This window comes from Mucilaginibacter sp. OK268 (assembly GCF_900103125.1).
Taxonomy (GTDB): domain Bacteria; phylum Bacteroidota; class Bacteroidia; order Sphingobacteriales; family Sphingobacteriaceae; genus Mucilaginibacter.
This window is the reverse complement of sequence record NZ_FNJV01000002.1, coordinates 716229-739748: the sequence shown is the minus strand read 5'-3', so window position 1 is coordinate 739748 and position 23520 is coordinate 716229. Positions and strand designations below refer to the sequence as shown.

The 23520-nt window shown below is 40.3% G+C and carries 20 protein-coding genes; 16 read left to right on the top strand and 4 right to left on the bottom strand.

Features of this window, described 5'->3' with window-relative positions; translation table 11 throughout:
• Positions 1–3 precede the first annotated feature (3 nt).
• A complete protein-coding gene (locus BLR84_RS08855; RefSeq protein ID WP_176852006.1) occupies positions 4–357 on the bottom strand; it encodes an RNA recognition motif domain-containing protein in 354 nt (117 codons plus the stop codon).
• Positions 358–920: 563 nt separating this feature from the next.
• Between BLR84_RS08855 and BLR84_RS08850 the strand changes: the two genes are divergently transcribed.
• The 7 genes from BLR84_RS08850 (at position 921) to BLR84_RS08820 (ending at position 8681) form a co-directional block, all read left to right on the top strand.
• Positions 921–2483 (top strand): M20/M25/M40 family metallo-hydrolase, encoded by a 1563-nt coding sequence (locus BLR84_RS08850; protein ID WP_090466992.1) that lies wholly within the window; start codon positions 921–923, stop codon positions 2481–2483.
• Positions 2484–2586: 103 nt separating this feature from the next.
• On the top strand, positions 2587–3051 hold the full coding sequence (locus BLR84_RS08845; protein WP_090466990.1) for a RidA family protein: 465 nt from the start codon (positions 2587–2589) through the stop codon (positions 3049–3051).
• Positions 3052–3167: 116 nt separating this feature from the next.
• Complete coding sequence (locus BLR84_RS08840) at positions 3168–3893, top strand: DUF2306 domain-containing protein (RefSeq protein WP_176852005.1); 726 nt, start codon at positions 3168–3170, stop codon at positions 3891–3893.
• Positions 3894–3919: 26 nt separating this feature from the next.
• Positions 3920–4945, top strand: coding sequence for a sensor histidine kinase (locus BLR84_RS08835; RefSeq protein ID WP_090466987.1), 1026 nt, complete (start codon positions 3920–3922; stop codon positions 4943–4945).
• Complete coding sequence (locus BLR84_RS08830; protein ID WP_090466985.1) at positions 4942–5655, top strand: LytR/AlgR family response regulator transcription factor; 714 nt, start codon at positions 4942–4944, stop codon at positions 5653–5655. The genes BLR84_RS08835 and BLR84_RS08830 overlap by 4 nt, the downstream gene beginning before the upstream one ends.
• 113 nt (positions 5656–5768) lie before the next feature.
• Entirely contained in the window at positions 5769–8015 is a 2247-nt protein-coding gene (locus BLR84_RS08825; RefSeq protein ID WP_090466983.1) for a TonB-dependent receptor, read from the top strand.
• A 21-nt stretch (positions 8016–8036) separates the two neighbouring features.
• Positions 8037–8681, top strand: a complete 645-nt coding sequence (locus BLR84_RS08820) for a hypothetical protein (protein ID WP_090466981.1) — start codon at positions 8037–8039, stop codon at positions 8679–8681.
• A gap of 120 nt (positions 8682–8801) precedes the next feature.
• Here BLR84_RS08820 and BLR84_RS29985 read toward each other — a convergent pair whose 3' ends face one another.
• A complete protein-coding gene (locus tag BLR84_RS29985) occupies positions 8802–8972 on the bottom strand; it encodes a hypothetical protein (RefSeq protein WP_176852004.1) in 171 nt (56 codons plus the stop codon).
• A 119-nt stretch (positions 8973–9091) separates the two neighbouring features.
• On the opposite strand from BLR84_RS29985, the gene BLR84_RS08810 reads away from it, so the two are divergent.
• Together BLR84_RS08810 and BLR84_RS08805 are read left to right on the top strand one after the other, a co-directional pair.
• Positions 9092–9460 carry a nuclear transport factor 2 family protein gene (locus tag BLR84_RS08810; RefSeq protein WP_090466976.1) on the top strand — a complete coding sequence of 123 codons (369 nt, stop codon included), beginning with the start codon at positions 9092–9094 and terminating at the stop codon, positions 9458–9460.
• 54 nt (positions 9461–9514) lie between these two features.
• Complete coding sequence (locus BLR84_RS08805) at positions 9515–10291, top strand: SDR family oxidoreductase (RefSeq protein ID WP_090466974.1); 777 nt, start codon at positions 9515–9517, stop codon at positions 10289–10291.
• 30 nt (positions 10292–10321) lie between these two features.
• Here the strand turns inward: BLR84_RS08805 and BLR84_RS08800 are convergent, their stop codons facing one another.
• Together BLR84_RS08800 and BLR84_RS08795 are read right to left on the bottom strand one after the other, a co-directional pair.
• Entirely contained in the window at positions 10322–11482 is a 1161-nt protein-coding gene (locus tag BLR84_RS08800) for a trans-sulfuration enzyme family protein (protein ID WP_090466972.1), read from the bottom strand.
• Positions 11483–11484: 2 nt separating this feature from the next.
• Positions 11485–12822 (bottom strand): APC family permease, encoded by a 1338-nt coding sequence (locus BLR84_RS08795; RefSeq protein WP_090466970.1) that lies wholly within the window; start codon positions 12820–12822, stop codon positions 11485–11487.
• Between the two features lie 289 nt (positions 12823–13111).
• Here BLR84_RS08795 and BLR84_RS08790 point away from each other — a divergent pair, with 289 nt between their 5' ends.
• From BLR84_RS08790 to BLR84_RS08760, 7 genes are all read left to right on the top strand, one after another.
• Positions 13112–14143, top strand: a complete 1032-nt coding sequence (locus BLR84_RS08790) for a LacI family DNA-binding transcriptional regulator (protein ID WP_090467686.1) — start codon at positions 13112–13114, stop codon at positions 14141–14143.
• 638 nt (positions 14144–14781) lie between these two features.
• Positions 14782–18036 carry a SusC/RagA family TonB-linked outer membrane protein gene (locus BLR84_RS08785; protein WP_090466969.1) on the top strand — a complete coding sequence of 1085 codons (3255 nt, stop codon included), beginning with the start codon at positions 14782–14784 and terminating at the stop codon, positions 18034–18036.
• Positions 18037–18065: 29 nt separating this feature from the next.
• Positions 18066–19556, top strand: a complete 1491-nt coding sequence (locus BLR84_RS08780) for a RagB/SusD family nutrient uptake outer membrane protein (protein ID WP_090466967.1) — start codon at positions 18066–18068, stop codon at positions 19554–19556.
• An 18-nt stretch (positions 19557–19574) separates the two neighbouring features.
• Positions 19575–20264, top strand: coding sequence for a hypothetical protein (locus BLR84_RS08775; protein WP_090466965.1), 690 nt, complete (start codon positions 19575–19577; stop codon positions 20262–20264).
• Between the two features lie 24 nt (positions 20265–20288).
• Positions 20289–21257, top strand: a complete 969-nt coding sequence (locus BLR84_RS08770) for a DUF5007 domain-containing protein (protein ID WP_255366889.1) — start codon at positions 20289–20291, stop codon at positions 21255–21257.
• Positions 21258–21379: 122 nt separating this feature from the next.
• Complete coding sequence (locus BLR84_RS08765) at positions 21380–22060, top strand: basic secretory protein-like protein (protein WP_090466963.1); 681 nt, start codon at positions 21380–21382, stop codon at positions 22058–22060.
• Positions 22061–22077: 17 nt separating this feature from the next.
• Positions 22078–23484 (top strand): alpha-L-fucosidase, encoded by a 1407-nt coding sequence (locus BLR84_RS08760; RefSeq protein ID WP_090466961.1) that lies wholly within the window; start codon positions 22078–22080, stop codon positions 23482–23484.
• Positions 23485–23520 lie beyond the last annotated feature (36 nt).

The window sequence follows — 23520 nt, the reverse complement described above, 5'->3', positions numbered from 1 at the left end:
ACGCTATATCCTTGGCCGTTTTTTAGCTGCAAAATCTTTTTCCGGTCTTGTATTGGAATAGCTGCCACTTTGTTGCGGGCGAAAACTCCGTTGTTGCATTGGCGGTTTGGGAGCTGGTTTATCGGCGGCTGGTTTTACGCTAAGTAGGCGGTCGCCCATGGGGGTGCCGTCAAGTCCTTCAATAGCGCGGTCGGCACCAGCCTGGTCGGTCATTTCAAGGAAAGCATATCCTTTGCACTTACGGGTCTTTTTATCCCGCACTATCTTGATGGTATTAACGGTGCCAAAGGAATTGAATATTTTGACTAATTCAATTTCTGCAATATCAAGAGGAAAGCCGCCGACAAATAATTTCATGGTAAATTTTGATGTTTGGAATGAACAAATATAAGTCATCCGGACTAAAAAGTATGATATGCCACAAATTGTTTGCTCAGAAGTTAATTTGGGAGTAAAAAAGTGCATAATTAAATGTGAGTCACGAATAAGTCTCCATGTCATTTCGAACGAGGTACGAGGAGAAATCTTTTGCGTTGTGCAAAGCTGTAATTGCAGGGCGTATAAGATTTCTCCCTCCGGTCGAGAGATAGTTTCTCCTCACGCCAACACGTTGTCCATCGCTGTTTGTCGAAATGACATGGAGGTTTCTTAGTAAGTTTTAATGACATGGAATGCTTTATTTTATGGTTTACAGTGTAAACCCACTTTTGATGATAAAATATATTTAATTATTTGATTATCAATAATATATATAAATGTTAACCATAAAAAGTGTAAACCATGTAAACCCACTTTATAGAACAAAATTATAAAGGGCCGTTCAATTTTTATAAATTAGGTTCATGAAACCATCATCGGCTACTAATAATAATAAAATCGCTGATGATAGCTTCATCTCAGTTAAAAAACAAATCACTTAGATGAAAACCACTGATCTTAATCTACTCACTAATTGTTGGCTCAAAGCCATCCCATTGATGGTAAGCGCCCTGCTTTGCAGCGGTATCAGCCAGGCACAATCCAGTAAGGCGGTCATTGACGGCATTATGCAGGAAGAAACCAATAATTCGCAGCTTGAAAAACTGGCTCATGAGCTTTTTGATGGCGTCGGTCCCCGTTTGGTGGGCACACCCCAAATGAAACAGGCTAATGACTGGGCTATAGCCAAATACAAAAGCTGGAACATAGATGCCCATAACGAAAAATGGGGCGAATGGCGCGGATGGGAACGGGGTATATCGCACATTGATATGGTATCTCCACGGGTAAAATCATTGGAGGGCACCCAATTGGCCTGGAGCCCGGGCATGGGTAAAAAGACAGTGAGTGCTGAAGTGATCATTATTCCTGATCTGGCCGATTCTGTTGCTTTTCAGCAATGGCTGCCTAATGTAAAAGGTAAATTTGTGATGATATCCATGTGCCAGCCAACCGGCCGGCCCGATTATAACTGGCAGGAATTTGCCCTCAAAGAGTCATTTGAAAAAATGAAAGCCGAGCGTACAGCCATGACCGATGCCTGGCGCAAACGCATCAGCAAAACGGGATATACTACCCGTACGCTTCCTGTAGCGCTTGAAAAAGCAGGTGCTGTGGGCATATTGACCAACAACTGGTCGGCTGGTTTTGGGGTTGATAAAATATTTGGCGCTTATACCAAAATAGTACCTACAGTTGATATCGCGCTGGAAGATTATGGGATGTTGTACAGGCTGAGTGAATCGGGCGGAAAACCGGTGATCAGCATGCATACCGAATCAAAGGAACTGGGTGTAGTGCCCACATTTAATACCATTGCCGAAATAAAAGGTACAGAAAAGCCTAACGAATATGTAATGCTATCTGCCCATTTTGATTCCTGGGATGGCGGCACCGGCGCTACGGATAATGGTACCGGTACGCTTACCATGATGGAGGCTATGCGCTTATTGAAAAAATATTACCCACATCCCAAACGCACCATATTGGTTGGGCATTGGGGCAGTGAAGAAGAAGGCCTGAACGGTTCACGTGCTTTTGTGGAAGATCATCCCGAAATTGTACAAAACCTACAAGCCCTGTTTAACCAGGACAACGGGACTGGCAGGGTAGTAAACCTATCTGGACAGGGCTTTGCCGATGCTAAGGATTATTTAAGCCGTTGGCTGGAAGCCGTGCCGGATACTATTAAAAATCGCATCAAAACAAACTTCCCGGGACAGCCTGGTGGTGGTGGATCTGATTTTGCTTCGTTTGTGGCTGTTGGTGCCCCTGGCTTTTCGTTAAGCTCATTGAATTGGTCGTACGGTTCCTATACCTGGCATACCAACCGCGATACCTATGACAAAGTAGTTTTCGACGATCTGAAGAACAACGCTATCCTGGCCGCTATTATGGCCTACATGGCCAGCGAAGATCCGGCTAAAACCACCAATACAAAAACGGAAGGCATTAAATGGCCTGTCCAGGTTAAGGCTACCCGAAGGGGTGGATTGGATAAATAGCCCGAAATAATAATCATCGGTTGGCATCCTGAATAGAAGGATGCCAACTAATTTGCTAAGCTCAATTACCACAAGAGGCCAATAATTGTCAAATACTTACCCTATGAAAAAACATCTTTATCTCTTCCTGCTATTTATTTCCTCGGCAGGTTTTGCACAAACAAGTGATATCGCATTTATAAATCCCTCATCGGTAAGTACGCCAAAAGGATATTCACAAGCGGTTACCATTGATCTGGGTAAAAGCACCATGCTTATACTATCCGGGCAGGTTGCCCTGGATAAGGATGGCCAACTGGTAGGTAAAGATGATATTACAGCCCAAATTCAGCAGGTATTTACCAATATCAAAAATATAGTTGAAGCCGCGGGGGGATCTATGAAGGATGTTGTGAAACTTAATTATTATATGACTGATGTTTCGCAGGTACAGGTGCTGCGTAACATCAGGGATAAATTTGTGAACACCAACCATCCGCCAGCCAGTACGTTAGTGCAGGTCAATAAACTATTCAGGGATGATATTTTGGTTGAAATAGAAGCTACAGCTGTTATCCCAAAGAAATAGCAATAAGTATCATCTATACACTTTACCGGTTTGTCTACACAGTTTCCTGTTTAGTCTATTCTGTGTAGACGTAAACATTTATGCGGGTAGTTTTATATCATACTAAGTATCCATGTATGAAAAAGTCAGCATCAAGTCCCCGTTTATTATATGGTATTATTGCTTTTCTATCATTCATCGGAGTTGTTATCGTAGTACGCCGCATGCTGACCTTAATACCTGTGCTGATCAATGGCTATCAGCCGCCTGTGGTTAAAAATAATTTTACCCAAATAGATGACAGTCTTGCACATTTTCCTTTATTAATCCTTATTCATATTATCCCCGGCCTTGTTTTTGTGCTTACCGGGCCATTTCAATTTATTCAAAGCATACGAACCCATTACCCTCGCTGGCACCGTTTGAGCGGGCGATTATTTTTGATAAGTGGCATAGTGATAGGTATAACCGCGTTGATCATGAGCTTTGTTGTACCGGCTATAGGTGGTGCTAACCAGGTTGCGGCAACTGTATTGTTTTCCCTGTTCTTTCTGTATGCTTTGTTCAAGGCTTTTCAGCAGGTGCAGCAACATAAACTTTTGCAACACCGGGAGTGGGCCATCCGTGTTTATGCTATTGGAATGGCTATAACTACCATCCGGATAATTAACGGGATATTTTTCGCCACCAGTCGTTTTACCGGCTTAACGCCCAAAGAGTTTTTTGGTATCGGGTTTTGGATAGGCTTTGTGCTGCACCTTATTGCGGCTGAATATTGGATAGGCAGAAGTCGCCTGGTAAAAACTAAAAGTGTTGTAAATGCCCTAACTAATGATCCCTTTATTAAATTTATGCATCAATAAGCGCGTCGTGGTGCTTATTCAATCAAATGAAAGTAGCTATTAAAGTACGGTATATTACTATTACGCTCCATGTACTTATCTGGAGCACCATACTATTGCTGCCCTATTTTGTTTCTACAGCAGCCAGTGGATATGCTATTGGCTCGATACCGGGCGTGTTCTTTACAGAAGCGGGTATTATTCACCTGGCTATTTTTTACATCAATGCTTTATACTTATATCCCAGGTTTTATAACAGGCGCTTTTGGTTGCTGTATATTATTTGTTGTATACTGCTCATCTTTGGGTCGTTCTGGTTAAAACACCACATCATGGTGGAATGGTTTCCGAAGTTGCCAAAGGATCCATCCATTTATAAATTTGTTTTCCCACCCTCCATTGTTGTTTTTATCATCAGCTTGATCTATTGCCGAATTGTTGATAGCATCCGTACCGAACGGGAGCAAAAGGAAAAACAGGCCACGCAACTGCTCACCGAACTCAAGTTTCTTCGATCACAGATCAGTCCGCATTTTTTATTTAATGTGCTGACTAACCTGGTATCGCTGGCCCGTAAAAAGTCGGACAAGCTGGAACAATCGCTCATTATGCTGTCAGATCTGATGCGTTATATGTTGTATGATGCCCAGGGCAAAAAGGTAGCGCTCCAAAAAGAAATAGAATACCTGAGCAGCTATATTGAGCTGCAAAAACTCCGTTTCGGGAACGATGTACAAGTGAACAGCCGGATTGAATTAGATAAGGAAGATGATCAGTATACCATTGAACCTATGTTGCTGATACCTTTTGTAGAAAATGCTTTTAAACATGGTGTTGGCTACAACGAACAACCGCAGATAGATATTGAACTATCTGTACATCGGGGCCAGATGATATTTGAGGTACGCAATAAATTCGAAGATGAACCTGTAACCTCCAAAGATGAAAACTCCGGTATAGGTTTGGCCAACGTCCGGTCGCGGTTGAATTTGTTGTATAAAGATAATTATACCTTAACCATCAATAATAGCGACAATCTTTTTCATATTACCTTAACTTTGAAGTTAGTATGATGCGCTGTATTATTGTTGATGATGAACAATTAGTTCGGGAACTGCTGGAAGACAACATCAGTCAGATACCTTTTTTGCAGCTGGTTAAAACGTGTAAAAACCCACTGGAAGCTATTGAGATCCTGCAAACAGAACAAATTGACCTCATATTTCTGGATATACAGATGCCCCGGTTAAACGGCTTGCAGTTTCTGCAAACGCTCAACAATCCACCATTGGTTATCCTGGTTACCGCCTATGAAAAATACGCGCTGGAAGGTTTTGATCTCAATGTGGTTGATTATGTACTAAAGCCCTTTAGTTTTGAACGTTTCCTGAAAGCCTGCAACCGCGCCAATGACCTGTTTAAATTGCAACAAAGCAGCAAGGTAGTGGCTAGCGCTGTTCCAGAAGATTTTTTTGTTAATGTAGAATATACCCTGGTGAAAATTGTAATAGCCGATATCGATTATATTGAAGGCTTAAAAGATTATATCAAGATCCATTTGTCGTCATCAACCAAACCGGTGCTTACCCGCATGACCATCAAGGCTATTGAAGAAAAACTCCCGCCACCGGCATTCATACGCACCCATAAATCATTCCTGGCAGCGGCTAATAAAATCACCACAGTAAAACGCGATTTTGTTTATATAGGCTTGAAAGAGGTGCCTGTGAGCGAATCCTATAAAGAAAATATTACCAAAATATTGAACAGGCTGGAGCATTAATTTACCAACACTTCCGGCTTTCGTCGCTACACTTTCCCCGCTCGTCTACTCTCCAAAAAAGATAACACCAGGCACTATAGTTTTGATCATCAATAGGTTCAAAACTAAGGGTCATGAAAATTCATATCATCAAATATATAGCAGTTGCTTTCCTGTTTTTACTGGCGCCGCGATTTGTTTTTTCGCAGCATCGTATTTCAGGAACGGTAAAAAACAGTAACGGTGAGGCTATTCCTTTTGCCAGCATATCACTAAAAGCAACAGCTGGGGGAACTAAAACCGACACTGCAGGTACCTTCAATTTACCCACTAATGCAAAAGGGAAGCAATTGTTGGTGGTAACCTCAGTTGGCTATAAATCATTCAAAAAAGAAGTCACCCTTGCCGATTCATCCATCTACCTGGATATTGTTCTTTTACAATCAGATGCCCAATCGCTTCATGAGGTCATTATCAGCGCCGGTTCATTTGAAGCAAGCGACAAAGCAAAGGGTGCGTCACTCACCGCTATTGATGCGTTTACCGTTGCTGGTAGCAATGCCGATGTTGCCCTCGCACTCCGGTCATTGCCCGGTTCGCAACAAATAGGCGAGGCAGATGGTTTGTATGTTAGGGGAGGTACCGGCGATGAAACCAAACAATTTATTGACGGTACGCTGGTTAAAAATCCCAACTACCCTGCGGTGCCTGGTTTACAACAGTATGCACGGGTAAACCCTATACTGTTTAATGGCATCCTGTTCAGTACAGGAGGATACTCAGCATTATACGGCCAGGCCATGAGCAGTGCCCTGATCCTGGAAAGTGTCGACCTGCCTGAAAAATCATCGGCCTATTTCTCTGTTTTTACTGCCAACATGGGTGCAGGAATACAAGAACTGGCTAAAAATAAGAAGAGCAGTTATGGTGTCACTTTAAGATATAGTAACCAGACCTGGTATAACGCTATTATACCGCAGCGCATCAATTATTTCAGCGGACCCGAGTACCTGGAAGGAGATGCCAATTTCAGGATAAAAACCGGCAAAACCGGCATGCTGAAGTTTTATACTAACTGGAATACCAGCAATGTGGGGATGCGCAATCCTGATATTGACAGTGCCGCTTTACGCTCCGGTTACCAGGTAAAAGGCATGAACAGTTATAACAATTTGAGCTATCGCGAATATCTCAATGATGATTGGAAGCTTGAGGCGGGTCTGGCTTATAGTTATAGCCGGGTGAACACGATACAAACCCTAACAGGTAATGATGGACAAACCATTAAGCTGCCTGATTACCCTTTTAACGAAAAAAACAACCACCGTATCATCAACAATGATTTTGCACAGGCGAGGATAGTGTTTACCCGTATGTTCCCGCATAACCAGGCAATCAGGTTTGGTGCCGAACATTTTTATTCGCATGATCATGGTATATCAAACGATAGCACAATCGCCCTTACGGATAATTTAACGGCGTCTTTTGCTGAGGGTGATATTTACCTGGCTAATGATTTAGCTGCTAAAATAGGTGTGCGTACAGAACACTCCTCATTATTAAACAAATGGGTTATCGCACCAAGGGCAAGTCTGGCTTATCGCTTAAATGATGGGGGGCAATTTAACTTTGCTTACGGTATTTTTTACCAGGAACCACAGAATGATTTTCTGTATCAAACCACCGATCTCCATTTTTCAAGTGCTACCCACTATGTATTGAACTATACTAAAAAGGCGCATAATCGTTTTTTCAGAATCGAGGCTTATTACAAGCAGTATAAGGATCTGATCAAAACGGAGCCGGTTATCAGTAATAATGGCAAAGGGTACGCCCGGGGTATTGAACTGTTTTTCAGAGATAAAAAGACTTTTAAAAACCTCGATTACTGGATCTCTTATACTTACCTCAATACCAAACGTGATTTTTTAGACTATCCGGACGAGATACAGCCAACTTTTGCTACGCCGCATACCGCCACTATCGCCATAAAAAAGAACTTTCAGGACATTGATACCTATGTAAATATTTCCTATGCTTTTGCTACCGGCAGACCTTATTATAACATCAGGTACGATAATGTCATTAACGTATCCAGAATCTATGACCAGGGCACCACTAAAAACTATAGTGTGCTGAACCTGCAGGTGGCTCATCTGATGTCCTTGTTCAAAAGCTGGAAACAGAAACCGTTTTCAGGTTTTAGCGTGGGTGTTAATAATTTACTGGGCACCAACCAGCTATTTGGTTATAACTACAGTGCTAACGGCGATATCAAAATGCCTTTAACCTTACCTGCACGCCGGTATTATTACGCTGGGTTCTTTATGAGCTTCGGTATTAACCGCACCAGCGATATTCTTGATAATAACAATAATTAAAACCATATAAAATCAATCAACATGAAAAAGTTAATCATTTCGGGTTTGGCCATACTGATGTGCTATTTATCAGCATCGGCCCAGCAAACCAATTTACAAAGCGCCGTTACCAAATTAGACAAAGCCAAAACGGTTAAAGATTACGCCTCCGTTGAGCAGGAGTTTGTAAAGATCGAGGGCTCACAGCCGAAAGACTGGCTGCCCAACTATTACGCGGCTTATTGTAACGCGAGGATAGGTTTCCTGTTGCAGGATGACGGCGAATCTATAGAAGCGTACAGTAACCGGGGCGAAGCACAGGCCAAAAGGGCAGAATCATTGCTGGATAAAGTTAACCAGAAAAAGGAACTGGCAGAGGTGTATACGGTGATGAGCATGATTAACCAGAGTAAGGTGTTCATTAACATGATGACCTATGGACCTAAATACGGTCCGCTTGCCCAGCAGTACCTGAACCAGGCCAAACAGTTAAACCCCAATAACCCCAGGACTATTTACCTAGCGGCGTGGTTTAAATATAATACCCCAAAACTGTGGGGTGGCGATAAGGATCTGGCCAAACAACTGGCTACGCAAAGCCTTAAAATGCTTCAAAATACAGATACCAGTGTAAATCCTCATTGGGGTAAAGCCGAGGATCAGGAACTTTTAAGCAAATACAAATAAGTGTTCATCCTTAAATTTACGATCATGGGATTTGGAATTATCATCATACGGATATTGTTTATTACCTGTATGGTATTTATTATCGGTTATGTTTTTGGTGGGTTTTCAAAAAAGCCCGCTTTAGCCATCATTACAAAGGTGGCTGCCATTTTGGTTATTATACTCTTTATTACTACTAATATGCTGTTTATGATAAACAGATTTGAGCATTTCAGAGGTAGAGATCACTGGCAGCGATGCGATACTGTTTACAGACAGGGGAAACATCCTTAACAAACATAACTTCTTCATAACAAGTTAATATAGGGTATTGTTAGTGTTTAGGCATTAACAAGCCCTTTTTGTTTTTTATGAAACATTAAGGGTGTTTTATTTATTATTATATAATAATGATTTGTTTGAATAATAATATGAAAAAAGATACAGTAGAACTAACCAGGAATGCTAAAGAAGTGGTACTGGCTTTCATAGATGCAATGAATAAAGAGGATTTTGCCACTGCCCGCAAATATTTAACAACAGATATGACCTTTAAAGGCGTACTGGGTTCGCGTGATGGGGCGGAGGCATATATGAACGATATGGAGAAGATGAAATTTAAATACGATCTGAAAAAGACCATTGCTGAAGGAGATGATGTGTGTTTGTTTTATGATATTGATATGGGGAGCGTTACCATATTCGGTTGTGGATGGTACCAGGTTAAAGGCGATAAAATAAGCTCCTTTAGGGTAATATTTGATCCACGACCTGTTTTAGATCAATCAAACACAAACTAAAATAATTCATTCGAACCTATACCTTATCAATTATTTATCACAAAAGCTTAACAGATGAAGAACGTATTAGTAACGGGAGGTACGGGCCTGCTGGGAAAAGAAGTTGTAGATCAGTTACTATCCATTAATTATGAAGTTACTGTATTAAGCTCAAAGAAAAATGCCATCGTTCCTGCCGGTGTACAGCTTATAAAAGGCGATCTGGCATCAAATAGGGGCTTGCAGGAAGCAACTGAAAATGCCGATATCATCATTCATTGTGCAAGCAATCCGAAAGACACACAGAGTGTTGACATTAAGGGTACACAAAATTTGCTAAACGCGGTAAACAAAGATAAAACCTTGCATTTTATTTATATCTCTATTATTAATGTTGATAAAAGCAATTATGCTTATTATCAAACTAAAATAAGGGTTGAGCAAATGATAGCGGCCAGCGGCATTCCGTTTTCTGTTTTACGCACTACCCAGTTTCATAATTATGTACTCTCTATTTTAAAAACATTTGATAAAAAAAATGGTACACTGGCCATTCCCGATGGTATGCATTTTCAATCTATAGAAGTAAAAGAGGCCGCAACGTTGCTGATTGATTTAGCGCAAAGGGAACCCGTAGGATTGGTTCGTGGAGTAGGGGGACCTGAACTGCTTAAATTTGAAGAAATGGTAAAAACATATCTCCATGTACTAAGCCGGACAGATGAACTAAAAGTACGGCCGCTTCAAAGCGAAGAATATGACCGTTATCGTTCTGAAAATAATATCTGGCCAACCAATAGCTATGGACGGGTGACATGGGAGGCTTTTTTACGGCATGACCTGGCGAGTTGATATGATCTGGAGATGCCGATAACTGTTCAATTAAGTTTTGGCCAACGCCTGCTGAAGATCCTGAATCAGATACGCAGTATCTTCTAAACCAACATACATTCTGATCAATTGAAGGCGCTCATCTGTTGCGGTATATTCCTGCTCTGAAATGGATGCGATCGACGGTAGTATCAAACTTTCGTGCCCACCCCAGGAAACAGCCAGCAATATGTGCTGAAGGTTATTACAGAATGTTTCTATTTTTTTAAATGAAGAATTTTTTAAAGTGAAGCTAAATAATCCTCCGCAACCTTGCATTTGTTCATGCGCCAATTGTGTTTGTTTAAAACCGGTACTGAAAGGCCATATCACTTGTTGTATATGCTCATGATCCTGTAGCCATTTGATAATAACTCCGGTACTTTCAAAGCTACGTTGTAAACGCAGAGGCAAGGTCCTTAATCCTCTCAACAGCAGCCATGCAGAATGTGGCGAAATGGCAGGACCCAGGTTCATGAATTCATGATCAAATATCTGTCTGATCAGCTCTTTGCTACCGGTAAGTACACCCGCTACAACGTCTGAATGCCCGCCGATATACTTAGTAGCTGATTGAGCTACCAGGTCGATACCCATACTGATTGGTTGCTGATATATAGGACTACAGTAGCTGTTATCGATCATGGTTACAATTCCACGTGATCTGGCAAATTGGGCAATTCTTTTGATGTCCTGTAGCTCGTAACTAAAAGTATTAGGGCTTTCTAAAAATATCAAACGGGTTTGGGGAGTAACCGCGGCTTCAAAATTGTCATAAACGGTACCATCAACAAAAGTGGTGCTTATGCCAAATTTGGGTAAAAACTCCTTGAAAAGCTTTATGGTCCAGCTATACGGATTCTCTACGGCAATAATATGGTCACCGGATTTCAGCAGCGAGAGTAAGGGAACGCTTATGGCTCCAATACCACTGCTAAATACTAAAGCATCGTCTGCTCCGTCAAGGGCCGCTAGTTTTTTTCTTAATATACTCAATGTTGGGTTTTGCCCCCTGGAATACAAATTGGTGTCAAATTCATCGGCCATGGCCTGCCTGAGGCCCGTTACCGTATTAAAAGTGAAATTACTTGATTGTATGATGGGAGGCGAGACCGCGTTGAAGTAATTTTCTCTTTCTTCTCCCAATTCATTTAATATAAATGAAAGCTCCATAGTTAAGGTATTATAATGGTTTTCTGGCTGTTTTTAGTAATAAAGTATATAATAAGACCGGTAACAAATGCGCCAAGGCATATCAACGCAGCTAAAGGGTTTTCAATAAAGATGCTTATGGTAACAAACCAATAGGCGACTATGAAAATAATAGGTATAACAGGATACCATTTCATAGTATAAATACCTGTTTTGTCCAGGTGTTTGGTTTTTTTTCTTAAAATAAAAATGGTAACGGCCGCTGTGGAAAGTCCGATGGTATCAAAAAACATGACATAGCTGAGTATCTTTTGAAACGAGCTTATAAAAAACAGTATAAGGAGCACTGCCGTTACAAAAAAACTCAGGCCAAATTCCTGCACTTGTGTTTGTTGATTAACGTGCTTAAAGCGACGGGGCAAGATACCATCTTCGGCCATAGCATAATAAACCCTTGGATTGGCCATAATATTAACATTGATAAACGCGAGTACCGAAACAAACATCAGCAATGAAATGATTTTATAGCCAACTGCGCCAAAAATAGCCCCCGCCAGGGTAGCTGCCAGTGCAGTTTTATGTTGCAAGCCTTTGATGCCCAGTACCGAATAATAAGCAAAGTTAATAAGCAGGTATAGAAATATAACTGTTATCATCCCCGTAAAAATTGCTTTGGGGATGTTGGTCTTGGCATTAATGATATCCCCACCAAAATTGATAGTTTGTTGATAACCACCATAGGTGAAAAACACGGCAACCAGGCTTATCCCAAATGCACTCAAATTATATTTATTATCGTCAGGTGGCACAATAACTTTATAATCACCGGGTGTTATATGACTTTTAAAAACCGCCGTACAAAGAATAAGGATCATGCTTATTTTAAATATGGTAAGTACATTTTGGGTTCGCGCACTCATTTTGATCCCTAAAAAGTTAATGATGTACAAAATAAGAACTGATGTAATGGTCATGATCTTAATACCCAGATCGTTTTGCAGGCTTGTAGGCATAATTACCGGGTTAATATACTCCGCGCCTATAAGTGCTACAGCAGCCACCGAAGCAGCATTGCTGATCACCAATATCCAGTTGATCATAAAAGCGAATGCTGGATGAAAGCAGTATGAAAAAACCTTATAAAAGCCACCGGTAGTTGGATAGCGTGCCCCTATTTCGGCAAAAGTAAGGGCCCCGCATAGACTAACGGCTCCTCCAAAAAACCAGGCACCAAAGTACAGGAAAGGATTACTTGAACTAATAGCTACCTCACCAGGTGTTGCAAAAATACCCATCCCTATCACTAGGCTGATAACGATCATAGAAAGATCAAAGCGGGTTAGTTTGGGCGTAATGCTCATATCAGTTTTTGTATATCAATGTTTAGTAGTAAGGGATGTTAATTTAAAATGGTAATTTAAGCATATTTAGTAATTATATACTGTATTACTAAAAGGTTTTACCAAACTCGGTAGCTCAGTATATTATTTATAGAAAAAGAACGTTTATGGTAATGCCATTTAAATAGCTGTAATAAAACACTAAGTGTAGCAGCATTGTTATAAATTTATATTTTTGATAAATAAGGTATTTGCCTAATTGGTTGCTATTAATACAATAAACCTGAAAATCACAAGAGACTCAGACATAATGATAAATAAAAAAATATCCATAAAGGATATCGCAAAACTTACCAATACATCCATTACAACGGTGTCATTTGTTTTAAACGGCAAGGGCCGTATTAGTAAAGAGATAACCAAAAAAATATTGGATGTAGCAGCCAAAAATGGGTATGAACCCAACCGGATGGCAGTAGGGCTTCGTACCGGCGTTTCAAAAGTTATAGGCTTGGTAGTTGAAACTATCGGAGGCCCGTTTTTTGGTGCGATGGCCAAAGTGATAGAAGAAGAAGCAGAAAAAGAAGGATACAGAATTATTTATTGCAGCACTAACAATAATATCCAGAAAGGAAAGGATGTAATCAGAATGCTTTCTCAGCAATTAGTGGATGGTTACATAGTCACACCGATGAAAGGGCTTGAGAAAGATATACAAAACCTGGTAGCTAATGAAAAACCTGTAGTATTAATAGATGGTTATTTTCCTGGTTTGGACATCCCCCATGTATTAGTTGATAATCATGGCAGCGCTTTTAATGCGGTTGATCATCTTTTAAAAGCCGGATATAAAAAGATCGGCCTGATAACCGCTGATCTGGATCTGATTCAGTTACAGGATCGTACACGGGGATACAAAGATGCTTTAAAAATTAATGACATAAAGGAAGACAAAAGGCTAATATTTAAATTACCCTTTGACACCGATAAGGATAAAGCCATAAACGCTATAAAAGCCTTTATAAAACAGCAGAAGCAGATGGATGCTGTATTTTTTACGACAAACTATTTAGGTACAATGGGGTTAGAAAGCATCAGGCAGCTTGAGTTGAATATTCCCAAAGACTTAGCCATGATCAGTTTTGATGATAATGAAATATTTAATTTGTATCCGCCCGGAATCACAACAATACAACAACCTACTTATGAAATAGCAAAGTCGGCCATTGATCTTTTATTGTCACAGATGAGTGTGGATCGCCATGATATATCAAAAATTAAACTACAGATACCGTCTAAACTCATAGAGCGAGGATCAACTACGGAAAAAAACAGATTTTAGCGAAAAGTAAAGGGTTTTAGCTTATTTGAATCTTTCTTTTTAGGAATATTTGGATGATCTATAGGGAAGGGGGATTTAAAATACAATAACTTGCTTTTTTTATTATCATTTTTTCGTTTTGGCAGCGTCTTAATGAGATTATCTAGATAAGTTAAGTTTTTTAATAAAAAATGTGATACAAATTTGGTAAAACATTTTACTATCTTATATTTGGGTATTATATCTTATACATAAAACATGTTTATATTGATAAAACGTTTTATCAATACTTTTTTAATTTTTCACCTCGGTGAAAAGCACTGTTTGTTTTATTAAGGCTGTTGTGCGTATTTATATTGGGAAACAGCTTACTGGTTCATTTTTTGGGTAAATGTTTTGTTGCTTTTATAGCCGACTAAGCTAAACAGCATACTTTTAAATTGGTGGTGCATCACCGGGTAGGGCTTGTTATGCTTTTTTTGATAAAACGTTTTATCATTTTTATTAACTTATTATTAACCTAATTCAACTGCATGAAGAAACAAAGACTTATGGCTTAAAAGCAGGTAGTTACTCGCTACCAGAACTCCTTATTACCTCATTTGCCAGGGCACAGTCCTTGTCAAAACAATCATTAACTGTTCATTTAATTAAAAATTATGATCAATTTTTTCTACAAAAAAAAATTCCTTTATTATACGTGCATCATTCCAATCCTGTTAGTATTTGGAATGTCGGTATTGCATGCCCAGGACGCTAAAAACCCAGGTAACCAGATTACCATAGTGGGTTTAATTAAAGATGCCAGTGGCCCTCTGCCCGGTGCATCTGTTGTTTTAACAGGTTCGGGTTCCGGAGTGTCAGCCAATACGTCGGGAAGATTTACCCTAAAGGTTGAAGCTGGTAAATCAATTACTATAAGAATGCTGGGTTATGAGCCACAAACCATTAAGATCACCGAGGCAAATGCAAATTTGATAGTAGTGTTGAAGACCGATCAAAAAGTACTTAAAGATGTGGTGGTGATTGGTTACCAACAGGTTTCGCGCAGAAGCGTAAGTGCTGCAATTACCTCTGTTGATCCTAAATCCATTGCTGATATTCCTACGCCAACTTTTGACGCGCTGTTACAGGGACGGGTAGCGGGTTTGAACGTGCAGAATTTTTCGGGAGAGCCGGGTGTAAGGAGTAACGTAGTTTTAAGAGGTAATACCTCAGTTAGTCGCAGTATTGATAACAATACAGGGTCTGCATCAGGTAAAGCAAGTTTAGCCAGGGCCATTTCAGGACCACTATATGTGATTGATGGTGTACCACAAAGCACCGAAGATATTGCAGCTATTAATTATGGTACAGGTACCGGTACAGATGTGCTTGCAGGTATCCCCATTAATGATATTGACAACATTGATATATTAAAAGATGCATCTGCTGCAGCCATTTATGGTTCAAGAGGAGCCAATGGGGTTATCATCATCACCACTAAAAAGGGTACTGCCGGTAAAACCAGGATAAATTTCTCAACCTATCACGGTATTGTTGATCAACCCAAGTTGGATAAGGTACTTACGGGAGCTGAAGAAACCAGGGCCAAATTAAATTTGATCAATCATTATGGCAATTATGATAATCTCAGAAATATCCCACAGATATTAACCGATACTTTAAATCCAGCATTTAATAATGCCAACGATTATAGGGGTGGCATTTATCAAACAGGTAAGGTTGATAACTACGAGCTGTCTATAAGTGGTGGCAATGATCTGATAACTTACCGTTACGGCTTAAATTATTACAATGAAGATGGAATTATCAAAAAAACAGGCCTGCAGCGTTATGCACTAAATAGTACAGTTGGTATTAACATATCACCTAAACTAAAGATAAGTACCCAGATCAGGTTTTACCGGGTTGACCGCCCTACCTCGCTTAGTGATTTGAGCGGTAATGTAAATCCATTTACCGGCGGATATTATGCTAATAGCCCGCTGCCTTCATCAAACTTGTACCTCTCACAGGCCAATAAAGATTTCCTTTATGGTAGTTCAAACGTATCAACGGATGCTAATACCAATAACAGTATCACTATTAGTCCCACTATTGACTGGCATATCAATGATCACTGGTTATTTAATACGGTTATTTCGTACGAAAGTGCCGGGAGCCGCAGGGATGCTTATACTCCGGGAGCCGTAAGGCAAAGTGGTTTTGGATATGCATCGAGCTTTGTTGATAATTCGGCCAACTACCTCATGAGTAATAATATCCAGTTTAGTACAACCTTAAATAAGGATCACCATATAAACGTTTTATTAGGGCAAAATACAGAATATCACTCTTATAGAGCAACCGATGCTGAGGCAGATGGGATTCCTAACGATCAGATATCCATTGTTAAAGTACTAAATAAAAGCAATTCCAATGCCTATTCTGACTTGATTGAAAGTGGTATCCAAACCGGTTTCTTAAGGTTAAACTACGATTTTAAAGGCCGTTATTTAATATCAGGCGTGTTTAATGCTGATGCATCCTCAAAGTTTGGTGCGGGTCAACGGGTAGGCTACTTTCCTTCCGTATCTGCAGGCTGGATCATCAGTGACGAACCCTTTATGAAAAACACCAAAAACTGGCTTACTTTATTTAAGCTGCGCGCCAGTTATGGTATTACGGGTCGCCAGCCTGATAGTGGTGATAATTACCTGTCATTCAATACCTATACTATAGGTGCAGGTAGTTTTACAGGCAGTAGCAGCCCACAAACCGGTCAAAATCTTTCCAATACCTATAACGGTATTGCAGCTATCGCTCCAAATTTTAATGGCGGCTTAAGCAATAAAAATTTGACCTGGGAGCATTCAAAGGAGGCCAATATTGGTGTTGATCTTACTTTTCTTGATGGCCGCTTTAATTTCGTGGCCGATGCTTATGTTAAAAATACCAGCAAAGGTATTTTTAGCCTTAACCTGCCGGTAACTACTGGTTATACTACTATCGCAACCAATTCAATTGGCACACAAAACCGCGGAGTTGAAGTGTCTTTTATAGCACATTATTTTAACCCTAAAAGCGCTTTTCAATGGGAAACCGATTTTAATATTGCCTATAACCAAAATGAAATTACCTCATTACCAAACGGTGGGCGCGATATTTATTTAGACCACTTTCTTTTAAGACAAGGACAGCCCATTAATGAGTTTAACCTGTTTCAGCAAACAGGGGTTTATAAAACAGATAAGGATGTTCCTATTAACCCGGTAACAGGGCAACCCCTAAGTTTTTATGGCTATCCGTTTAAAGGAGGAGATCCGATATGGAAAGATTCAAACGGCGATGGTGTGCTCGATCAAACTGATTATATAGCAGCCGGCAATCCAAACCCCAAATTTACAGGAGGTTTTAGTAATATTTTTAGCTATAAAAACTGGAGCCTATCTGTGTTTTGTACGTTTACGCTTGGACGTGATATTTTTAATGATTATCTGGTTGGTAAACTATCCCATCTGGTACCAACCGACGATGGCAATCCTGACCCGTACCATGATATTACCAATAACGCTTTCCCTGATCTAAGCGGCATTAATTATTGGCAAAATCCTGGTGATAATGCAAAATATCCATCCCTAAGCTCTGTAAGCGGAACCAGATATAAATATGCTGCATCAAGTTCGGCATGGATTGAAAACGGAAGTTACCTACGTGTAAAAACGGTTTCCTTATCCTACACCTTTAATCCAGCCGTTTTAAAAAACCTGCACCTGAGCCGCTTAAGAGTATATGGCATGGTTGATAACCTGCACATTTTTCAAAAATCAAATGTGCCAGATGCCGAAGAGGTAGATGCCTATGGTATTTACAATGGTAGTGGTTACCCTATCCCCAAAAAGTATACACTGGGTGTTGATGTAAGCTTTTAATATTTAACGGGTAAATAAAACGAAAAGAAATGAAAAGAAATATAATAAGATACACAGCCGGATTATTACTGATAACCGGGTTAATTAGTGTAAGCTCCTGCAAAAAAATACTTGATTTGCAGCCGCATAATTCCACCTTTACTAACGCCTATTTTACAAACGGTACAGATGCCAACACCGCCATTGCTGGTGCATATTCGCTTTTGCGTTCGGTACTGCTAAGTAATTATTCGTTCCATGTATTTGGTGATGCAACTACAAATGAATTTAGTATTAACTCGGGTCTGGATGATGCCAACTACAACATCTCTCAAGGTCAGTTTACAGGGTTAAATGTAGGGCCGGGTATCTGGAACTGGTTAAACTATTACCAGCTTTTACAGCAGATAAACCTGATCATTAACAAAGTTCCTGCTATCCCGATAAGCAAGTTCAGTAACCAGGATGATAAAAATCAGATCATTGGCGAAGCTTATTACCTGCGGGCATTCACTTATTTTTATATGACCAGGGTTTGGGGCGATGTACCGTTAAAGCTACAACCCGACCTGGATGTAAGCCAGGCTGTAAACGTACCCCGGACACCAGCCGCCGATGTGCTTAAACAGTGCTTAGCCGACTTGAAAATTGCCGAAAGTAACCTCGTTTTTGGTTATGCCGATGAAAGTCAACGTGCTGTTAGGGCTAACAAAGGCTCGGCTTTTGCATTGGAGGCTCATATTAAAGCATGGACACATGACTATGCCGGGTGCGAACAAGCTACTGCTCAGGTAATTAATAACGGGCAATATCACCTGGTTACGGATACCTCGCAATTCAGCAAAATATTTATTGGTAAATCAGTAGAGGGGATTTTTGAGATCAATATTGATTATCAGCAAAGTGAAGGTATATCGCTCAATAATCCTTACCAAAGTGGATATGCACCCACTATCGCATATCCATTTGTAGCACAAAAATCAAATCTGGAATGGCCGGTAGGTACTTTGTATGTGAATACCTTGTTTAAAGATACAACAGATGTGAGGTATAAAAAATACTTCTTCCAGGCGCAATCAAACGCCGGGCAAACTATTAAGTATTCGAATATTACCTATGCTGATGGATCAGCAAAAAACGACCCGCGCTTATCCAATAACATTATCATCTTCCGCCTGGCCGACATTATGCTTCTAAGAGCCGAAGCATTAAATCAACTGGGGCGTGATGGCGAAGCATTGACATTGTTAAATACTATACGAAGCAGGGCGGGAATAGCTAATTACACCGGAGCCGGTAATGACCTTGCCAGAACTATACTGGAGGAGCGTTTGCGTGAACTCTTTTATGAAGGTCAATCTTTTTATGATCTGGTGCGTACCAAACAGATCGGGAACTCAAGCAGCAGTTTCATTTCCGACTATTCACATATCAATGATACAAGAGTTAACCTGGGAGGGAATCTGTGGCCCATAGACCCCACCATGTTTAAGGACGATTTTGTATTGAAACAAACACCGTACTGGCAAGGTAAACTTTAACCGTTAAACAACACAAACATGAAAACATTAAAAATATTTATACCCATCTTATTCGTAGCGGTTGTGTTTTTTTCCTGTAAAAAGGATTATACCATAGGGGGCGATCTGTTTAAAGCCCAGGTAAATATGACCACGTATGATTATCTGAAAACCAACCATACGTTTGATACGCTGGTTATGATGATCAATAAAATGAATCTGAAAGATGAGGTGAACAGCAGCGGAACATTCTTTGCGGTGACCAATTATTCCATACACAATTTTGTATCAGCAAAAAGAAACCAGCTGAGTATTCAAAAAAATAATGAAAACCTGGTTTTTACATTTGATTCGCTCAATTTTTCCTTACTTAAAGACTCCTTAAGAGCATATATGTTCAAGGATAAAATTACCAGGGATAATTTATCACAGAAAGGGATATATACCAAAGCTCTGGATGGAGAATACAGGCTAATTCAGCTTAGGCCAACAACGGATTACACCAACAGTATTTTCACCACCAATCCACAGTATATATACCTCACCAAGGTGGTGCCATTGGTGCCCGGAGGGCCGGTACCTATTGATATAAATGGTGTACAACTGGTTGATCCAAGGCAACTGCTCTCCACCCTGTGCCAAACTACGGGTATACTAACTACAACGGGTGTGTTGCATGTGTTGAGCAACAATCATACGTTCACCTATTTTAATGATGTCAACAATTGATAAATTTTTTAGATAGCTAAGAAAATGGAAAAAAACTATAAAATAATTCTTGTTACTTTAATAGCAGCCGGAGTTATAGGTTGTGTTAAAGCCCCCCATGGTTTTTTAAGTAGCCAGATCAGGTATCGTGACAACCCTATTCAGGTTCAGCGGGGTATCATAGTTCAAAGTATAGCGGTTGATAATGATGGTTCAAGCGCACCTGTAACTTATCAGCTACTTGACATCAGGGATGCAGTAACACATAAACATGCCGATTCATTATATAAAAACAGGGATAGGTATGTATATACTTCGGAGTTTGACCCGGATGTGGATACAACAGTTGCTTTGCTCAATAGTATCCGTAAAAATGTAAATCTTCCAAGTTTTGATTTTAATACACATACCGGGGCATTTACTTTTTATAATACTACAGCAAATGTACCGCTGGGTGCATATGAGTTTGATATAGCCGCTTCTAATGAGAATGGCTCAAAAACTTTTAAGAGTATCGCGAATCTTAATTTTTATGAGGGTGATGTAGCCGAAATAGATGCAGGTGGGGGGGCCTGGTTTCAGGATGGCACCACCACCAGTGGAGATATAGGTGAACCCAAGGTTACCATCACCAAATTATCAAGCAAAGGTACATTGGCTATTTTAAAAATAGTTGATGAAAATGGCGTGGCTTTTAACCCCAAAAATGGTGAGTACATCAAGCGTGGTGACAGGAGCAGTTTCGAAACGTTTGCCAAATTCCATCCATTGATTGCTTCTGATACTTCATTAACCTGTAATTTTGAAGTTACCCCATTCCCGGTTAAAGGAGCAGCTCAGGGCTTTACCATTTACTACCGTATACCTAGCCAGTTCGTGAGGATAGATCCGGGTTTTACACCAACTCCGGCCAAAATTTATAGCGCCAACCCAAGGTTTACCTTCAGATTATTTCAGGAAGGCGTTTATCTGATCACCGTTAAATTACAGCACGTTACCAGGAATCTCAATTAAAAATAATCCCAAAACCCGGCACAAATCAAAGTGTGCCGGGTTTTTATAACCTGCCAGAGTGTTTTTTTTGGCCCAACTAAATTTTAACAGTATTAACCATGTATTTAGCAACTATTTATCCAATGAAAAAAGTTTTTCTTTTAAGCGCATTACTTACTTTATGTTTTGCGGCAAACAGTAATGCACAACAGACTGAAGTATTTGATAAAAAAGGATACAAACTAACCTTTGAAAACCAGGACGCCAATTTTAGCCCCGAGCTTAAAAATAAATTGGTTGAAACTTTTTATACTGTTTACCCTAAACTGGCAAAAGCCTACAATAAAAAGACCCTGAAAAATGTAACCTTTGTTATTGACACCGCTTACAATGGTGTTGCGGCCACAGATAATGGCCGTGTTGTTTTTAGTTCGAAATATATGACAAAACACCCGCATGATATTGATGTGGTTACGCACGAAGTAATGCATATTGTGCAGGACTATGGTAGTAATAACAGTGGCCCCGGATGGTTAACAGAAGGTATAGCCGATTATGCCCGCTATAAATTTGGAGTTGATAACGATGGTGCCAAGTGGGGCCTGCCTGCTTTTAAAGCAACCCAAAGCTATGAAAATAGTTACCGTATTACAGCCCGTTTCCTGGTGTGGATAGAGAAAGACGTTAAACCAGGCCTGGTAAAAGATTTGGATGCCCAGTTGCGCAATCATACCTTTACCGATGACAGCTGGAAGCAAGAAACCGGCAAAACATTAGATGAACTTTGGACAGCCTACGCGGTTAATCCGGTTATTGGAGCATAACCAATTCACAGCATTATATGAAATTAAGTAATAGTATAAAAGCAATTAGCCTGGCACTGTTGTGCAGCTTGAGTATGGCAGCGTATGCACAAAGTAACAAACCTGTAAAAACGCTGGCGCAATTGCAGCAAGAGTTTGTTGATCTACGTTTCGGTATGTTCATCCATTTTAACATTCCAACTTATCTTAATCAGGACTGGGCCGATCCTGAGGCATCCCCTGCCATTTTTAATCCAACAAAACTCAATTGCGATCAGTGGGCGAAAGCGGCAAAATCTGCTCATATGAGTTATGGTTGTATTACCACCAAGCACCACAGCGGCTTTTGCATTTGGGATACTAAAACTACCGATTACAACGTCATGAACAGCCCGCTGAAAAGGGATGTAGTTAAAGAATATGCCGATGCCTTCAGGGCCAACGGATTGAAAGTATTTTTATACTATTCTATTCTGGATACCCATCACCGCTTAAGGCCTAATGGTATAACCGCTAAACATATTGATATGATCAAGGCCCAGATCACGGAACTGATGACCAAATATGGTGATATCGGCGCACTGATCATTGATGGGTGGGATGCTCCATGGTCAAGAATATCCTATGATGATGTGCCTTTCGAAGAGATATATCGTCTGGTAAAATCATTACAGCCTAATTGCCTGGTTATGGATCTTAATGGCGCTAAGTACCCTGCCGAAGGTATGTTCTATACAGATATTAAAACGTATGAGCAGGGAGCCGGTCAGCATATTTCAAAAGAGAATAACAATATGCCGGCGCTTTCCTGCTATCCGCTGCAAAAACACTGGTTCTGGAATTTATCTGACCCTACCGATGCCGTGAAAGACCCTGTTAAACTGGTGAATGATAATATCATTCCGTTTAATAATGTGGATTGTAATTTTATCCTGAATGTAGCCCCCAACCGTGATGGCCTTATTGATGATAATGCCCTTGCAGCCCTCAAAAAAATAGGAGAGATGTGGAAGAACGATGGCCCTGTGGCTAAGTTGCCTAAACTGGAGGCGCCAATTATATCATCAAATCTGGCTAAAAACCAGTTCTCGAACTCCAGCTGGAGTGATGATTCCAATATTATGGATTTTGCTAATGATGATGATTTCCATTCTTCATGGATATCTAACCCAACCGTGAAAAATCCGTGGTATGAGCTTACATTTAAACACGATCAGGGCTTTAATACGATTGCTATTACCGAGGAGAAACCGAACATTACCAAACTACACCTGGAATATTGTGATAGTGGTACCTGGAAACCCCTGTTTTCAGGCGAGAGCAAAAACAGGGTAAAAATATTCCGCTTTGACAGGGTATGGGGGAGTAAAATACGCGTTTCTGTTGATGCGGCTGATCACCAGGTATCCATTGCCGAGGTTGGAGTTTATAATGAGAGAAGATAACAAAGATTATAACATTACATTAACCTGAAACCTGCA

Bases quoted from the DNA above. Each gene is read 5' to 3' on its own strand.
- BLR84_RS08795 (WP_090466970.1), bottom strand. From the start codon at position 12,822: ATGAGCATTACGCCCAAACTAACCCGCTTTGATCTTTCTATGATCGTT.
- BLR84_RS08840 (WP_176852005.1), top strand. From the start codon at position 3,168: ATGAAAAAGTCAGCATCAAGTCCCCGTTTATTATATGGTATTATTGCT.
- BLR84_RS08785 (WP_090466969.1), top strand. From the start codon at position 14,782: ATGATCAATTTTTTCTACAAAAAAAAATTCCTTTATTATACGTGCATC.
- BLR84_RS08760 (WP_090466961.1), top strand. From the start codon at position 22,078: ATGAAATTAAGTAATAGTATAAAAGCAATTAGCCTGGCACTGTTGTGC.
- BLR84_RS08765 (WP_090466963.1), top strand. From the start codon at position 21,380: ATGAAAAAAGTTTTTCTTTTAAGCGCATTACTTACTTTATGTTTTGCG.
- BLR84_RS08845 (WP_090466990.1), top strand. From the start codon at position 2,587: ATGAAAAAACATCTTTATCTCTTCCTGCTATTTATTTCCTCGGCAGGT.
- BLR84_RS29985 (WP_176852004.1), bottom strand. From the start codon at position 8,972: ATGAAGAAGTTATGTTTGTTAAGGATGTTTCCCCTGTCTGTAAACAGT.
- BLR84_RS08800 (WP_090466972.1), bottom strand. From the start codon at position 11,482: ATGGAGCTTTCATTTATATTAAATGAATTGGGAGAAGAAAGAGAAAAT.
- BLR84_RS08790 (WP_090467686.1), top strand. From the start codon at position 13,112: ATGATAAATAAAAAAATATCCATAAAGGATATCGCAAAACTTACCAAT.
- BLR84_RS08775 (WP_090466965.1), top strand. From the start codon at position 19,575: ATGAAAACATTAAAAATATTTATACCCATCTTATTCGTAGCGGTTGTG.
- BLR84_RS08850 (WP_090466992.1), top strand. From the start codon at position 921: ATGAAAACCACTGATCTTAATCTACTCACTAATTGTTGGCTCAAAGCC.
- BLR84_RS08770 (WP_255366889.1), top strand. From the start codon at position 20,289: ATGGAAAAAAACTATAAAATAATTCTTGTTACTTTAATAGCAGCCGGA.
- BLR84_RS08855 (WP_176852006.1), bottom strand. From the start codon at position 357: ATGAAATTATTTGTCGGCGGCTTTCCTCTTGATATTGCAGAAATTGAA.
- BLR84_RS08820 (WP_090466981.1), top strand. From the start codon at position 8,037: ATGAAAAAGTTAATCATTTCGGGTTTGGCCATACTGATGTGCTATTTA.
- BLR84_RS08780 (WP_090466967.1), top strand. From the start codon at position 18,066: ATGAAAAGAAATATAATAAGATACACAGCCGGATTATTACTGATAACC.
- BLR84_RS08805 (WP_090466974.1), top strand. From the start codon at position 9,515: ATGAAGAACGTATTAGTAACGGGAGGTACGGGCCTGCTGGGAAAAGAA.
- BLR84_RS08810 (WP_090466976.1), top strand. From the start codon at position 9,092: ATGAAAAAAGATACAGTAGAACTAACCAGGAATGCTAAAGAAGTGGTA.
- BLR84_RS08830 (WP_090466985.1), top strand. From the start codon at position 4,942: ATGATGCGCTGTATTATTGTTGATGATGAACAATTAGTTCGGGAACTG.
- BLR84_RS08825 (WP_090466983.1), top strand. From the start codon at position 5,769: ATGAAAATTCATATCATCAAATATATAGCAGTTGCTTTCCTGTTTTTA.
- BLR84_RS08835 (WP_090466987.1), top strand. From the start codon at position 3,920: ATGAAAGTAGCTATTAAAGTACGGTATATTACTATTACGCTCCATGTA.